General features: G+C 73.3%; 16 protein-coding genes and 1 tRNA gene. 7 read left to right on the top strand and 10 right to left on the bottom strand.

Annotated elements, in window-relative coordinates:
• Positions 1-29: 29 nt before the first annotated feature.
• The 5 genes from SNE206_RS09530 to SNE206_RS09510 form a co-directional block, all read right to left on the bottom strand.
• On the bottom strand, positions 30-851 hold the full coding sequence (locus SNE206_RS09530; RefSeq protein ID WP_407912932.1) for an MBL fold metallo-hydrolase: 822 nt from the start codon (positions 849-851) through the stop codon (positions 30-32).
• Positions 848-1015, bottom strand: coding sequence for a hypothetical protein (locus SNE206_RS09525; RefSeq protein WP_407912931.1), 168 nt, complete (start codon positions 1013-1015; stop codon positions 848-850). The genes SNE206_RS09530 and SNE206_RS09525 overlap by 4 nt, the downstream gene beginning before the upstream one ends.
• A gap of 47 nt (positions 1016-1062) precedes the next feature.
• Positions 1063-1923 carry an NUDIX hydrolase gene (locus SNE206_RS09520; protein ID WP_407912930.1) on the bottom strand — a complete coding sequence of 287 codons (861 nt, stop codon included), beginning with the start codon at positions 1921-1923 and terminating at the stop codon, positions 1063-1065.
• A gap of 67 nt (positions 1924-1990) precedes the next feature.
• A complete protein-coding gene (locus tag SNE206_RS09515) occupies positions 1991-2461 on the bottom strand; it encodes a RidA family protein (protein ID WP_407912929.1) in 471 nt (156 codons plus the stop codon).
• The gene (locus tag SNE206_RS09510) at positions 2461-2619 is read right to left on the bottom strand and encodes a DUF4177 domain-containing protein (RefSeq protein ID WP_095874066.1); all 159 of its coding nucleotides are present in this window, start codon (positions 2617-2619) and stop codon (positions 2461-2463) included. The genes SNE206_RS09515 and SNE206_RS09510 overlap by 1 nt, the downstream gene beginning before the upstream one ends.
• A gap of 163 nt (positions 2620-2782) precedes the next feature.
• Between SNE206_RS09510 and SNE206_RS09505 the strand changes: the two genes are divergently transcribed.
• Together SNE206_RS09505 and SNE206_RS09500 are read left to right on the top strand one after the other, a co-directional pair.
• A complete protein-coding gene (locus SNE206_RS09505; RefSeq protein ID WP_407912928.1) occupies positions 2783-3850 on the top strand; it encodes an ArsA-related P-loop ATPase in 1068 nt (355 codons plus the stop codon).
• Positions 3847-5055, top strand: coding sequence for an ArsA family ATPase (locus SNE206_RS09500; protein ID WP_407912927.1), 1209 nt, complete (start codon positions 3847-3849; stop codon positions 5053-5055). The genes SNE206_RS09505 and SNE206_RS09500 overlap by 4 nt, the downstream gene beginning before the upstream one ends.
• A 77-nt stretch (positions 5056-5132) precedes the next feature.
• Here the strand turns inward: SNE206_RS09500 and SNE206_RS09495 are convergent, their stop codons facing one another.
• Positions 5133-5456 carry a WhiB family transcriptional regulator gene (locus SNE206_RS09495; RefSeq protein WP_405015463.1) on the bottom strand — a complete coding sequence of 108 codons (324 nt, stop codon included), beginning with the start codon at positions 5454-5456 and terminating at the stop codon, positions 5133-5135.
• Between the two features lie 401 nt (positions 5457-5857).
• Between SNE206_RS09495 and SNE206_RS09490 the strand changes: the two genes are divergently transcribed.
• Positions 5858-8053 carry a transglycosylase domain-containing protein gene (locus SNE206_RS09490; RefSeq protein WP_407912926.1) on the top strand — a complete coding sequence of 732 codons (2196 nt, stop codon included), beginning with the start codon at positions 5858-5860 and terminating at the stop codon, positions 8051-8053.
• 171 nt (positions 8054-8224) lie between these two features.
• Here SNE206_RS09490 and SNE206_RS09485 read toward each other — a convergent pair whose 3' ends face one another.
• On the bottom strand, positions 8225-8680 hold the full coding sequence (locus SNE206_RS09485) for a GatB/YqeY domain-containing protein (protein ID WP_407912925.1): 456 nt from the start codon (positions 8678-8680) through the stop codon (positions 8225-8227).
• On the opposite strand from SNE206_RS09485, the gene SNE206_RS09480 reads away from it, so the two are divergent.
• The 4 genes from SNE206_RS09480 (at position 8679) to SNE206_RS09465 (ending at position 10908) form a co-directional block, all read left to right on the top strand.
• Complete coding sequence (locus SNE206_RS09480; RefSeq protein ID WP_407912924.1) at positions 8679-8858, top strand: hypothetical protein; 180 nt, start codon at positions 8679-8681, stop codon at positions 8856-8858. The genes SNE206_RS09485 and SNE206_RS09480 overlap by 2 nt on opposite strands.
• 44 nt (positions 8859-8902) lie before the next feature.
• The gene (locus SNE206_RS09475; RefSeq protein ID WP_407912923.1) at positions 8903-9844 is read left to right on the top strand and encodes a metallophosphoesterase; all 942 of its coding nucleotides are present in this window, start codon (positions 8903-8905) and stop codon (positions 9842-9844) included.
• 100 nt (positions 9845-9944) lie between these two features.
• Positions 9945-10018, top strand: a tRNA-Pro gene (locus SNE206_RS09470).
• Positions 10019-10398: 380 nt separating this feature from the next.
• A complete protein-coding gene (locus SNE206_RS09465; protein WP_407912922.1) occupies positions 10399-10908 on the top strand; it encodes a hypothetical protein in 510 nt (169 codons plus the stop codon).
• Between the two features lie 41 nt (positions 10909-10949).
• On the opposite strand, the gene SNE206_RS09460 is transcribed toward SNE206_RS09465, so the two are convergent.
• The 3 genes from SNE206_RS09460 to SNE206_RS09450 all read right to left on the bottom strand — a co-directional run bounded on the left by SNE206_RS09460 (position 10950) and on the right by SNE206_RS09450 (position 13877).
• Complete coding sequence (locus tag SNE206_RS09460) at positions 10950-12050, bottom strand: hypothetical protein (protein ID WP_407912921.1); 1101 nt, start codon at positions 12048-12050, stop codon at positions 10950-10952.
• Between the two features lie 432 nt (positions 12051-12482).
• Positions 12483-13178 (bottom strand): SDR family NAD(P)-dependent oxidoreductase, encoded by a 696-nt coding sequence (locus SNE206_RS09455; RefSeq protein WP_407912920.1) that lies wholly within the window; start codon positions 13176-13178, stop codon positions 12483-12485.
• 153 nt (positions 13179-13331) lie between these two features.
• Entirely contained in the window at positions 13332-13877 is a 546-nt protein-coding gene (locus SNE206_RS09450; RefSeq protein ID WP_407912919.1) for a hypothetical protein, read from the bottom strand.
• Positions 13878-14067: the final 190 nt, after the last annotated feature.

Raw genomic sequence — 14067 nt, 5'->3', positions numbered from 1 at the left:
CACCGCGGCCGCCCGGACGGCCTAGCGGCCTAGATGAGGCCGTGCTCCTCCAGATAGCTGATCTGGGCCCGTACGGACAGCTCCGCGGCCGGCCAGAGCGCCTTGTCGACGTCCGCGTACACCCGCGCCACGACGTCGGCGGCGGAGCGGCAGCCGGACTCCACCGCGGTCTCCACCTGCGCGAGGCGGGCCGCGCGGTGCGCGAGGTAGTAGTCGACCGCCCCGAGGGCGTCCGCCAGCACCGGCCCGTGGCCGGGCAGCACCGTCCGTACGCCGTGCTCGGCGGCCATCGTGTGCAGGTGGCGCAGCGAGTCGAGGTAGTCGCCGAGGCGGCCGTCGGGGTGGGCGACCATCGTGGTGCCGCGGCCGAGCACGGTGTCGCCGGTGAGGATCGCGCCGTCGGCCGGCAGGTGGAAGGTGAGCGAGTCCGCGGTGTGCCCGGGCGTGCCGACGACCCTGATCTCCAGGCCGCCGACGTCCAGCCCCTGGCCGTGCTGCAGGCCCTCGTCGCCGAGGCGCATCGCCGGGTCGAGGGCGCGCACGTGGGTGCCGGTGAGCTCGGCGAAGCGGGCGGCGCCCTCGGCGTGGTCGTGGTGGCCGTGGGTGAGCAGGGTCAGCGCGATCCGCTTGCCCTGCTGCGCGGCGGTGTCGACGACGCGCTGCAGGTGGCCCTCGTCGAGGGGGCCCGGGTCGACGACCACGGCGAGGTCCGAGCCCGGTTCGGACAGCAGCCAGGTGTTGGTGCCGTCCAGCGTCATCGGGGACGGGTTGGGCGCCAGCACGCAGAGCGCCCGCGGGGTGGCCCCGCCGCCGACCGTGGCGGCGGGGTCGCCCGGGAGGAGACCGCTCACCGGCCGCTCTCGCCGTGCAGGGGTCCGCGGGCCGGGAGCGGCCGGTGCAGGGCTCGCGGGGCCCGGCGGTCCGGGCACTCGCCGTCGCAGGCGACGGTGCGCGGGGTGAGGCTGCGGGCGGGCAGGGTGTGCGCCGTCCGGCGAGCCACGTCGTTGTGGGTCATCGGCAGGGTGTCCTTCCGTGTTCTCCTGGTGCACCGCGGCGTGCGGATCACGCCGGGAATTCTCCGTGGATGGTCAGCTCGTCATACCCGTCCCAGCGGACGGTCATTCGGTCGCCCGCCGTCTCGGCCCGGCCCAGCACGGGCTCGACCGTGCGGTGACCGGCCGCGGCGAGCGCCTCGGCGGCGGAGCGCACGGGCAGCAGCTCGCGCAGCACGGTGACGGTCGGCGGCAGCATGCCGTAGCGGCCGGCGTCGTGGCCGGCGACGGCGTCGGCCGGGGTGAGCCAGGCGACGCGGTCGGCCTCGCCGACCTCCAGCGCGGCGGACTGTCCGGCCGGCAGCGCGGCGACGAAGAACCACGTGTCGTAGCGGCGCTCCTCGAACTCGGGCGTCACCCAGCGGGCCCAGCCGCCGAGCAGGTCGCTGCGCAGCACGAGGCCGTGCGAGCGGAGGAACGCGGCGAAGGAGAGCTCGTGGGCCTCCAGCGCGGCCCGTTCGGGGGCCCAGTCGCGGGGCTCGGCGGTGGAGTGCGCGTCCGGGCCGGCCAGCAGGATGCCGGCCTCCTCGAAGGTCTCCCGGACGGCGGCGCAGACGACGGCCTGGGCGGTGGGCGCGTCGACGCCGAGGCGGGCGGCCCACTCCGCGGGGGTGGGGCCGGCCCAGCCGAGCTCGGCGTCGGCGTCGCGCGGGTCGACGCCGCCCCCCGGGTAGGCGTACATGCCGGCGGCGAACGCCATCGAGCTGCGGCGGCGCAGCAGGTAGGCCTCGGGGCCGTCGTGGGTGTCGCGGAGCAGGACGACCGTCGCGGAGGGCTTCGGTGCGGCCGGGGTCAGCTCGCCCGCGGCGACCGCCCGGATGCGGGCGGGCCAGCCGGGCGGCATCGGTGCCGACGGTGCGCGATCGTTCATGCCCGGATGCTAGACGCGCGGGGGCGGGCTTGGACAGGGCCTGCCGCACCCCCGCGCGTACGGCGGGTCAGGACGGGTCGGTGACCCGGACCATGATCTCGACCTCCACCGGGGCGTCCAGCGGCAGGACCGCGACGCCGACGGCGCTGCGGGCGTGCACGCCGGCCTCGCCGAACACCTCGCCGAACAGCTCGCTGGCGCCGTTGAGCACGGCGGGCTGGCCGGTGAAGTCGGACGCGGAGGCGACGAAGCCGACGACCTTGACGACCTGGGCGACCCGGTCGAGGTCGCCGACCAGGGACTTCACGGCGGCGAGCGCGTTGAGCGCGCAGATCCGGGCGAGGTCCTTGGCCTGCTCCGGGGTGACCTCGGCCCCGACCTTGCCGGTGTGCTGCAGCTTGCCGGCGACCATCGGGAGCTGGCCCGAGGTCAGCACGTGGTGCCCGGTCCGCACCGCGGGCACGTAGGCGGCGACCGGCGGCGCCACGTCGGGGAGGCTCAGGCCGAGCGCGGCCAGCCTCTCCTCAACCTTGCTCATCAGCTCTTCTCCCGCTTGAGGTAGGCAACCAGCTGCTCGGGGTTGTTCGGCCCGGGCACCACCTGGACGAGCTCCCAGCCGTCCTCGCCCCAGGTGTCCAGGATCTGCTTGGTGGCGTGGACGAGGAGCGGCACGGTGACGTATTCCCACTTGGTCATGGGGCTGACTCTAGCCAACCGCGCCGGTGTGAGGTGGGACACAAAGAGGGCATGATTCCCCTCGGGCGACCCGATGGTCCCGCCATCGGCGGCGCTCGCTGGTTACCCTCGCCAGGAAGGGCACCCGGTGCGGCGCCGGGTCGACGCAGGACGGAGACGGAGCGTGGCGAGCACTCCCGGCCCACCGGCGCAGGCCGAGCCCGACTGGGAAGGCGTCCGGCTGCACGTCGTCAGCGGCAAGGGCGGCACCGGGAAGACCACCGTGGCGGCGGCGCTGGCGCTGGCGCTGGCGGCCGACGGCGGACGGACGCTGCTGATCGAGGTGGAGGGCCGGCAGGGCATCGCCGAGCTGTTCGGCATGGCCGCGCTGCCGTACGAGGAACGCAAGGTCGCCACGGTCTCCCCCGCGCGGCTGGGGCTCCCGGGCACCGGGCAGGGCGAGGTGTACGCGCTGGCGATCGACACCGAGCTGGCGCTGCTGGAGTACCTGGAGATGTTCTACAAGCTGGGCCGGGCCGGCAAGGCGCTGCAGAAGGTCGGCTTCGTGGACTTCGCCACCACCATCGCCCCCGGCGTGCGCGACGTGCTGCTGACGGGCAAGGCCTGCGAGGCGGCCCGCCGCAAGGGTCCGAACGGCCGGCGCGCGTACGACGCGATCGTGATGGACGCCCCGCCGACCGGCCGCCTGACGCGCTTCCTGAACGTCAACGAGGAGGTCGCCGGGCTGGCCCGGTTCGGGCCGATCCACGGTCAGGCGCAGGCGGTCATGCGGGTGCTGAAGTCGCCCGAGACGGCGGTGCACTTCGTCACGCTGCTGGAGGAGATGCCGGTGCAGGAGACCGTGGACGGCATCGCGGACCTGCGGGCCGCCCAGCTGCCGGTGGGCGGGGTGATGGTCAACATGGTGCGTCCGCCGGTGCTGGACGCGGCGGCGCTGGACGCCGTCGACGGCGATCACCGGGAGGAGGTCGCCGTGGCCCTCGGCGAGGCCGGGCTGGGCGGGCGTTCGCGCAAGCCGGAGACCGTGCGGGCCGCCGTGGAGCCGCTGCTCGGTCCGCTGCTGGCACAGGCCCGGGAGCACGCGGAGCGGGTCGAGCTGGAGCGCGAGCAGCGCCTGGACCTGCGGCAGGTGGAGCGGCCCATGTACGAGCTGCCGCTGCTGGGCGAGGGCGTCGACCTCGGCGGGCTGTACCGGCTCGCCGGCGAGCTGAAGCGGCAGGGGGCGGCATGACGGCGGCGGGCGCGCGGGGGGCACAGCCCCGGAAGGCCCGGTCGGCCTCGGCGCTGGACGTGGACGCGCTGATCGACGACCCGGGCACCCGGATCGTCGTGTGCTGCGGTTCCGGCGGGGTCGGCAAGACCACCACGGCGGCGGCGATCGGCCTGCGGGCGGCGGAGCGGGGGCGGAAGGTCGTCGTGCTGACGATCGACCCGGCCCGCCGGCTGGCGCAGTCGATGGGCCTGACGGAGCTGGACAACACCCCGCGGGTGGTGAAGGGCGCTGACGGCCCGGGCGAGCTGCAGGCCATGATGCTCGACATGAAGCGGACCTTCGACGAGGTCGTGCTGGCCCACGCCGAACCCGAGCGGGCGAAGGCGATCCTGGCGAACCCGTTCTACCAGTCGCTGTCGGCGGGCTTCGCGGGGACGCAGGAGTACATGGCGATGGAGAAGCTCGGCCAGCTGCGGGCCGAGGACCGCTGGGACCTCATCGTGGTGGACACCCCGCCGTCCCGGTCGGCGCTGGACTTCCTGGACGCGCCGAGCCGGCTCGGGTCGTTCCTCGACGGCAAGGTGATCCGGCTGCTGACCGCGCCGGCGAAGGTCGGCGGCCGTAGCGCGATGAAGTTCCTGAACGTCGGCATGGGGCTGATCACCGGCACCCTCGGCAAGATCTTCGGCGCGCAGCTGCTGACCGACATCCAGACGTTCATCTCCGCGACGGACTCGATGTTCGGCGGTTTCCGCGAGCGGGCCGACCGCACCTACCAGCTGCTCAAGGCGCCGGGCACCGCGTTCCTCGTGGTGGCCGCACCGGAGCGGGACGCGCTGCGCGAGGCCGCGTACTTCGTGGACCGGCTGGCCGCGGACGAGATGCCGCTGGCTGGCCTGGTCCTCAACCGGGTGCACTCGACGGGGGCCCCGCAGCTCACCGCCGAGCGCGCCCTGGCCGCGGCCGAGGCGCTGGAGGAGAACGGGTCGCAGACCTCGTCGGTGGCCGCCGAGATGCTGGCGGCGGGTCTGCTGCGGCTGCATGCCGAACGGATGCAGGTGATGGGGCGCGAGCGGCGTACCCGGGACAGGTTCGCCTCGGTCTACCCGGACGTGCCCATCGTCGAGGTGGCCGCCCTCGCCGGCGACGTGCACGACCTCGACGGGCTGCGGGCCATCGGCGAGCAGCTGGGAGTCACCGGCCCCGCAGACGGCACGGACTGACGGCCCGACGGCTGCGGGGAGACTCGTACGGCAGGCAGGACGGGGAGTCGGCGGCGGGCCCCCTGCCCGCCGCTTCGTCATCCCGCCTGTGCGTAGTCCGTCAGCACCACACCGGTGGCCAGCGAGGTCTCGTACTCGGTGCGGGCGGTCTCCAGCAGCCGGCGCCACGAGATCACGGTCGGCCTGCGGCGCAGCAGCGCCCTGCGTTCGCGCTCGGTCATGCCGCCCCAGACCCCGAACTCCACCCGGTTGTCCAGAGCGTCCGCGAGACACTCCGTACGCACAGGACACCCGCTGCACACGGCCTTGGCGCGATTCTGCGCCGCTCCCTGGACGAAGAGCTCGTCCGGGTCACTCGTGCGACAGGCCGCCTGCGCACTCCAGTCGTCCACCCAGCCCATCTCGGCGCCGTCCTCTCCCGAATCGGGGCTCCCCCACGGCGGCAACGGCATATTCACCGCTGCCAGTTGAGGACGTTACGGAAGAACGGCAGCGAGCAACAGCCCCTTCGGGCCCAATCTCGAATGGCCCGATCGGACTATGGGTGCTCAGTACCTCACTCGTTGGAGTGATCGCAGGTCGCAAGCCTTGCCAGAAGCTGTTCGACCACTTTCGTCACTCTGTGCCACTGAACATCAGCCAGCACACTGGGGCAGACCGCCACGGAATGGTTCAAATCGGGCAAAGCTCATCACTCACAAGAGTGACGATGATGAACAGAGAGAAGCTGTCGCAGTCTTGTGACAAGCGTAGGCGAACACCTGCCCCCCTGTACGGGAATCGGCGACGTAGTGTTCTCCCCATGGCGACTCAGCGACCCGCGGGATCCGTGCTCGACAAGGCAGGTCTCGGCATCAAGCTCCTCGGCACCAGCGTCCTGGCCGGGATCCTGGTGGCCGGTGTGACCCTGCCGGCCGTCGGAGCACTCGGGCTGACCGCCAAGGACACCGCCGACAGCTTCGACAACATCCCGGACGACTTCAAGACCCCCGCCCTCTCCCAGGCGTCGACCATCTACGACGCCAAGGGCGGCGTGATCGCCAAGGTCTACGATCGCGACCGCACCATCCTCACCCAGGAGCAGATGGCGCCCGTCATCCGGCAGGCCCAGGTCGACATCGAGGACGCCCGCTTCTACGAGCACGGCGCGGTCGACCTCAAGGGCGTGCTGCGCGCGATCACCAAGAACGCCGAGGCCGGCGCCGCGACCCAGGGCGCGTCGACGCTGACCCAGCAGTACGTGAAGAACGTCTTCGTCGAGCAGGCCGGCGACGACCAGCAGGCCTTCCTGGACGCCACCCGGAAGAGCCTCGGCCGCAAGGTCCAGGAGCTGAAGTTCGCGATCAAGCTGGAAGAGGACCTGACCAAGGACCAGATCCTCACCAACTACCTGAACATCACGTTCTACGGGCACCAGGCGTACGGCATCGAGGCCGCGTCGACGCGCTACTTCAGCAAGAGCGCCAAGGACCTCACCCTGCCCGAGGCCGCGACGCTCGCCGGCCTCGTCCAGAACCCCTCGGCCTACGACCCGATCCTGCACCCGCGGGCCGCACAGATCCGCCGCGACACCGTGATCGACAAGATGCTGGAGAACAAGCACATCTCGGCGGAGCAGGCCAAGGAGGCCAAGGCCGCGCCGCTCGGCATCCACTACAAGGAGCCGCTGAACGGCTGCATCACCGCCGACTCCGGCATGGGCTTCTTCTGCGACTACGTCCGCCACGTCGTGAAGCAGGACCCGGTCTTCGGCAAGACCGCGGCCGACCGCCAGAAGCTCTGGACCCAGGGCGGCCTCAAGATCTACACCACCATCGACCCGGCCAAGCAGAAGGCGGCCTACAAGGCCGTCACCACCAAGGTCCACGTCACCGACAGCGTGTCGGCCGCGATGACCATGGTCGAGCCCGGCACCGGCAAGATCGTGGGCATGGCGCAGACCCGCCCGTACGGCCTCAACTCCGACCAGCACGAGACCGTGCTCAACCTCAACGTCGACGCGGCGATGGGCGGCGGCAACGGCTTCGCCCCCGGCTCGACCTTCAAGCCGATCCTCGCCGCCGCCGCCCTGGAGTCGGGCATCCCGATCGACCAGCAGTACCCCTCGCCCTACGAGATGGACTACCCCAAGATGTCCACCTGCGACGGCACCTGGAACGAGAAGGGCGTGCCGGTCGAGAACGAGAGCGAGAAGGAGAAGGGCCCCTACGCGCTCAAGGACGCCATGGCGAAGTCGGTCAACACCTACTTCGTGCAGATGGAGGAGGAGGTCGGCCTCTGCGCGATGAAGCAGATGGCGACCAAGCTCGGCATCGGCAAGCTCGCCAACGGCAGCCCGATCAAGCAGGTGCCCTCCATGGTGCTCGGCACCCAGGAGGTCAGCCCGCTCACCATGGCCAGCGCCTACGCCGCCTTCGCCGCCCGCGGCAAGTACTGCAAGCCCGTCGCCATCACCTCGGTCGTCGGCACCGACGGCAAGAAGCTCGCCGTGCCGAAGGCCGAGTGCACCCAGGCGATGTCCGAGACCACCGCGGACGGCATCAACACCCTCCTCCTCGGCGTGACCGAGAAGGGCACCGCCTCCGGCATCAACATCTCGGACGGCCGCCAGATCGCCGGCAAGACCGGCACCACCGACAACCGGTACGCCGCCTGGTTCACCGGCTACACCCCGGAGCTCGCCACCTCGGTCTGGCTCGGCGGCCCCACCAAGAACACCTCGATGCGCAAGATCACCATCGGCGGCCACTACTTCCCCTCGGTCTACGGCGCCGACGGCCCCGGCCCGATCTGGCAGAAGGCCATGAACGAGGTGCTGGTCGGCACCAAGCGGACCAACTTCAAGACCGTCGAGGTGCCGGAGACGGCCCCGGAGCCGTCCGAGACGCCCACCACCCAGGCGCCGCCGCCCACCGGCAGCACCGGCGTCATCAACGGCGGCTTCACCCTGCCGCCCGGTGTCATCGGCGGCAACACCGGCAGGCCCGGACACCGCTGAGCACGCGAACGACAGGAGGGCGGCCACCCGGTCAGGGTGGCCGCCCTCCGGCGTCCTGTACGCGCCCTCGCAGGCGGGGCCCGTCGTGACGCCCGTGTCGGGTGTCCGTGCGCTGCGGCGGCCGGGTCAGCCGGCCAGGTCAGTCGGCCGGCCGGCTCAGCCGGGGCCGGGTCAGCCGGCCAGCGCCGCCCTGATCGCGGCGGCCACCCGGCCGCCCTCGGCGCGGTCCCCCACCTTCGGGCGGACCAGCTTCATCACCGCACCCATCGCCTGCGGCCCCGACGCACCGCTCTCCGCGACGGCGGCGGCCACGATCACGGCCAGCTCCCCGTCTGACAGCTGCTGCGGCAGGTACTGCGCCAGCACCTCGCCCTCGGCCCGCTCCTGGGCGGCCGACTCGGCGCGACCCGCCTTCTCGAAGGCCTCCGCGGCCTCCCGGCGCTTCTTCGCCTCCCGGGCGATCACCTTCAGCACCTCGTCGTCGGACAGCTCACGCTTGGCCGTGCCCGCCACCTCCTCGCTGGTGATCGCGGACAGCGTGAGCCGGAGGGTGGACGAGCGGAGCTCGTCCCGTGCCTTGATCGCAACCGTGAGGTCGTCCCGCAGCTGCATCTTGAGCGTCGTCATGCCGCCATTCTGCAAGGTCCGCGCCCCGGACGCCCGGCAATATCGCCCGCCCCGGCTCCGGCACCCCGCCCGGCACCCCGCCCGGGGCGCCGTCGACCTGCCGCTCGCCACCGGCCCCCGCGGCCCCGTCGCCGCCGCCGTCCGCAGCGCCGTCGCCGTCCGGGGACACCAGGAGTGACCTGCCCGTTCCCGGCGCGATCCGGGGTCTGAGAGCATGGGGCGATGCGACCGCTGTACTCCGTCCCGCTCGGTATCGCCGCCACCGGCGCCGCCTGCCTCGCCTACTCCGCCGGCTACGAGGTCCGCTCGTTCCGGCTGCGCCGCGTCGAGGTCCCGATCCTGCCGCGCGGCGCGCGGCCCCTCCGAGTGCTGCAGGTCTCCGACATCCACATGGTGACCGGCCAGCGGAAGAAGCAGCGATGGCTGCAGAGCCTCGCGGGCCTCCGTCCCGACCTGGTGGTCAACACCGGCGACAACCTCTCCGACCCGCTCGGCGTGCCCGCCGCCCTCGACGCCCTCGGCCCGCTGATGGAGTTCCCGGGGGTGTACGTCTTCGGCTCCAACGACTACTACGGCCCCGCCCGCAAGAGCCCCACCCGCTACCTCAGCGCCCTGCGCAGCGGCGTCCACGGCCTCAACAACCCCGACGGCACCAGCCGCCGCGGCATCAGCGGCGCCGTCCACAACCCCTGGCAGAAGCTCCGCGACGGCTTCGACGACGCCGGCTGGCTCGACCTCAACAACGCCCGCGGCCGGCTCACCCTGGGCGGCCTCGACGTCGAGTTCACCGGCCTCGACGACCCGCACATCCGCCACGACAAGTACGCCAAGGTCGCCGGCGGGCCCTCCCCCGACGCCGACCTGTCGCTGGCCGTCGTGCACGCCCCCTACCTGCGGGTGCTCGACGCCTTCACCGCCGACCGGTACCCGCTCATCCTCGCCGGGCACACCCACGGCGGACAGCTCTGCATCCCCTTCTACGGCGCCCTGGTCACCAACTGCGACCTCGACGCCGACCGGGTCAAGGGCCTCTCCACCCACAAGGCCGGCGGTCACCGCTCCTACCTGCACGTCTCCGCCGGCTGCGGCACCAACCGCTACACCCCGGTCCGCTTCGCCTGCCCGCCCGAAGCCACCCTGCTCACCCTCACACCCGGCCGCTGACCTGCCCGACGCCCCCCGGGGAATCGGATTTCGTCTCTCGGCGCACCTCCTGTTAGAGTTCTACTCGTTGCGCCGGACACGGAAGGCAACAGAGCAGGACCGGGGTGTGGCGCAGCTTGGTAGCGCGCTTCGTTCGGGACGAAGAGGCCGTGGGTTCAAATCCCGCCACCCCGACCCAGTAGGACCGGAGGCCCGGTATCTCGCAAGAGATACCGGGCCTCCGGCGTTCCCGGGGCAGGCAGTGTGGCGGGCCGGGTGGCGGCGGTGAAGGTGCCCGCGGTGAACCGGTCGGCTCGTGCCGGGGAAGCGATCGGGGAACCTGTCGGGCTCTTCCCGCTCCGGACGCTCCGGACGCTCCGGACGCTCGGGGCGCCACGGCGGCGGCCGCGTCGGGGGCCTGACGCGTGCACACGAGCCGGGCCGCGCAACCTTTCCGTGGACGGGGTGGGGTGCGCCCGGGCGGGGGTGGCTGGTAGGTATGGGCGGTGCGTTTCGAGAGCGTTCCCAAACCGCCGGCCGTCGGGGCCAGGCCGCATGACCCCCGTGGCTATCCGGTGCCCGCGATCACCCCGTGGGAGGACGGCGCACCGCAGTTCGCGCTCACCGATCACGGCCGCAGTGCGGCTTGTGCCCGCGAGCGGCTCTGCTCGGTGTGCAACACGGTGATGCCGCGGGGCGCCGTGTGGCGGGTGGTCGGTGCGGACGAGAGTGCGGCCATCGCCGACGCGCTCGCGGCCGGGCGGCCGTACCGCAACGTCGCGCCCACGCTGGAGGGGCCGGGGCACCGCGCCTGCATGCTGTACGCCGCGATGGTGTGCCCGTACCTCGCCCGTCCGAATGCCCGCCGCGGTCTGTCGGCCGACGGCTCGGACGAGTTGACCGCGCACGTGGTGCGCGGTCGGGCCCGGGGCGGGGCGGGCGCGGTGGTGGGGTTCGGCGAGTACGAGTACGCGGTCACCCCGACCAGGGTGCTGTTCCGTTTTCTCGACGTGGTCGAGTTCATGCCGCACGAGACGGCCGACGCGCACCTGGACGAGCTGCGCGCGGAGCTGGCCCGCCCCTGATGCCCGGGTCCGGGGATCAGGGGCGGGCCAGGCCGGTGGTCTCAGCGGTGGCCGCCGCGGTAGGCGGGCAGGCCGGGGTGGCCGGAGACGACGGTGGGCGCGGCGGAGCCGTCGGCCGGGAGGGTCGCGATGCCCGACGGCGTACGGACGGCGATGGTGCGGCCGTCGGGGGAGAAGACGGGCTCGGTGTAGTCCGTGGTGGCGTGCGGGGTGAGGTCCTTGCTGCGGCTGCCGTGGTCGGTCAGGGCGAAGATGTGGTCGTGGCCGTCGACGGCGCGGACGAAGACGATGTCCTCGCCGTCCGGGGACAGTGCGGGCTGGGAGCCGGGGGTGAGCGCGCTGCCCTGCTGGCGCAGGTACTCGTCGCGGATGTACACCTCGCCTGTCCCGGTGTTGGCGTACACGGCGGTGCCGTACGTGCCGCCTGCGCTGGGCCAGGTGTTGCCGGTCTCGGGCAGCGGCTTGGCGTTCTCGTCGGCGTAGGTACCGAGTGCGAGGTCGGCCGGGACGGCGCCGGCGGCCGTGGCCGTCACGCGCTTCAGCCGGGTGACGCCGTCCTTCGCCGCGGCGAAGATCAGGTTGTTCTTGGCGGGGAGCTGGTACTCGCCGGCGGCGGGCGCGACCTGCCAGGTGGGGTGCGACCACGTCTGGCCGCCGGGGTTCCTGGCCACCACGACGCGTCCGCTGCCGTCCGGGTTCGCGGTCGCCAGGTCGCCGGAGCCGGTGATGAACGCGGCCCTGGCGCCGTCGGGGGACCAGGCGAGGTCGCGGACAGCGGTGCCGAAGTCGACCGAGGTGCCGTTCATCAGCACGTACCGGGTGCCGTTGCTGATGGTCAGTGCGCTGTGGGCGGTCCCGTCGGCGACGGCCGGTGCGGTGCCGGGGGCACCGGTGCCGGCCGGAGCGGCGGTGGACGGCGTCGTGGCCGTCAAGCCGAGGGGCGAGACCGGAGCGGTGGTGCCGGCCGGACCGGGCGAACCGGCCGGACCGGGCGACGCGGAGCGGGCGCCGGGCGTGGCGGGGGCGGCCTCGGAACCGGTGTCGGCCACGGGGCCGCAGGCCGTGAGCAGGGCCGAGCTGCCTGCGGTGGCGACGAGGGCCAGGGCGACGGCGGCGGTGCGCAGGCGAGTACGAGCAGACATGGGTGTTCCCCCCCCCCCGGGAAGGACGACGGTGCGAAAGTTGGCGTCCGGCGAGCCGCGCCGCCGCTCCCGGGAGTACTGCCCACCCGTTCGACCTGCTGCTGCCCCGTTCGACAGGAGAAGCATGGCAAGCGGAGATCCCTGATCGGTTCGTCAACTGTCCTGTCCGTGTAACACCGGCCGTCAGGAACCGTCCGACGACGGTCCGGGGCTCGCGCCCGCCGGGAGGACGGCCGCTTCCGGGACGCTCCGCACCGGGGGCCGATCGACTCCACGGCGCCAGGTCAGCACCCTTCCCGCGGAGGGTTTTTCACCTCCGGCGTCCCGCATGACGTTCCTTCAGCACGCGTTGGAGAAGGAGCGGTTCCGGGGCGGGGCCGAGCTGCGGGGCCGAGCTGCGGGGACGGACCGCACCCGCTGCGGCCTGCGGCCCTACCAGGGCAGCGGGCGGCCGTCGCGGTGGAAGCCGCCGGTGGGTCCGGAGTCGGGGAGGGTGGCCGCCCACACGATGCCGTCGGCGCCCTCGGCGACGGGCCGGCCGCCGGGTCCGCCCATGTCGGTGGCCACCCATCCCGGGCAGACGGCGTTGACCAGGATGCCGTCCGGTCGGAGTTCGTCGGCGAGTTTGCGGGTGAGTGCGTTGAGGGCGGCCTTGGAGATGCCGTAGGCGGGGGTGCCTCCGCCCATGCCGGCGAGTGATCCCGACTCGCTCGACACGTTGACCACCCGGGGGTGCGGGGAGCGGCGCAGCAGCGGGAGGAACGCCTGGGTGACGGTCCAGGCGCCGAAGAGGTTGGTCTCCAGGGTGCGGCGGACGTCGTCGAGGTCGGCGTCCGTGGCGCGGGCGCCGGTGTCGTAGTCGACGGCTGCGTTGTTGACGAGCACGTCGAGGCGTCCGAACTCCGTCCCGACGGCGCGGGCGAGGTCGCGGACGGTGCCCGGGTCGGTGACGTCGAGGCGGCACGGCAGTGCGGTGCCGGGCATTCCGGCGGCGGCGCGGGCCGCGGCGTCGGGGTCGCGGGCGCAGACGAGCACGGTGTGTCCGAGGGCGGCGAGCTGTCGGGCCGTCTCCCGGCCGATGCCGCGGTTCGCCCCGGTGACGAGGGCGAGGGGTCCGCCGGTCCGCATGGTGCCGCCGCTCCTTCCCGGGCCCCTGGCGGGGTTCCCGTGTCGCGTCGCGGGCGGCCGGGGGCGGCCGGGCCCGGACGGGCGCCTCCCGCGTCCTGCCGTCCATCCTGCCGCCGGGCCCGGGTGGGGCGGAAGCCCCGGACGGGCGGCCGGTCAGATGCGGAGTCCGTGGGCGCGGGCCGCGGAGGCGGCGAGGAGGCGGTGGATGTCGGCCTGGCGGGTGGTCGGTGCGTCGTTGTAGGCGTCCGGGGAGCTGACGGTGATGCCGCCGGCGTGCAGCACTTCCATGACCTGGGTGCGGGCGCGGCGGACGGTCTGCGGGGTGCCGTAGCCGTGGGCGAGGACGGCGGCCTGGGCGCCGAGCAGGCAGACGCGTCCGCGGGAGTCCCAGAGGGCGCCCTGCAGCCAGCCGAAGGCCGTCAGGTAGCGGGACGTCAGCTGGAGGTGGCCGGCCACCGACACGGGGACCGGCTGCGGCGGGCGGTGGGTGAGGCGGTCGAGCACGGTGCGGCGGGGCAGCGGCTGGTCGGCGTTCCAGGGCTGGACGGCGCGGCCCAGCGGGCAGACGTACGGGACGGGGGTGCGGGCCGACGGGGGGAGGGAGGCCAGGTAGTCCTCGATCTCGGCGATGAGGGCGGAGCCGTCCGCGGTGACGGTCAGTGGGGGCGGCGGGCCGACGATCAGGTTGGAGACGGGCATGGCGCTTCTCCTTTTGTCCGTGTTTGTCCAGACTCATTGATAACCCGGACCGCGCGCCGCGGCGCGCCAGGGACGTGCCGCCCGCGCGTCGCCGCAGGACGGCTGCGCGGACGGGCCGGTCCGGGCACCCCGGCCGCCGGCGGGCGGCCGCCGGCGGCCCGGGTTCCCGGGGGCGTTCCGCCCGGTGCCG

The organism is Kitasatospora sp. NE20-6 (assembly GCF_045862635.1).
The sequence above is the reverse complement of the archived record's forward strand: the minus strand, read 5'-3'. Positions and strand labels throughout refer to the sequence as shown.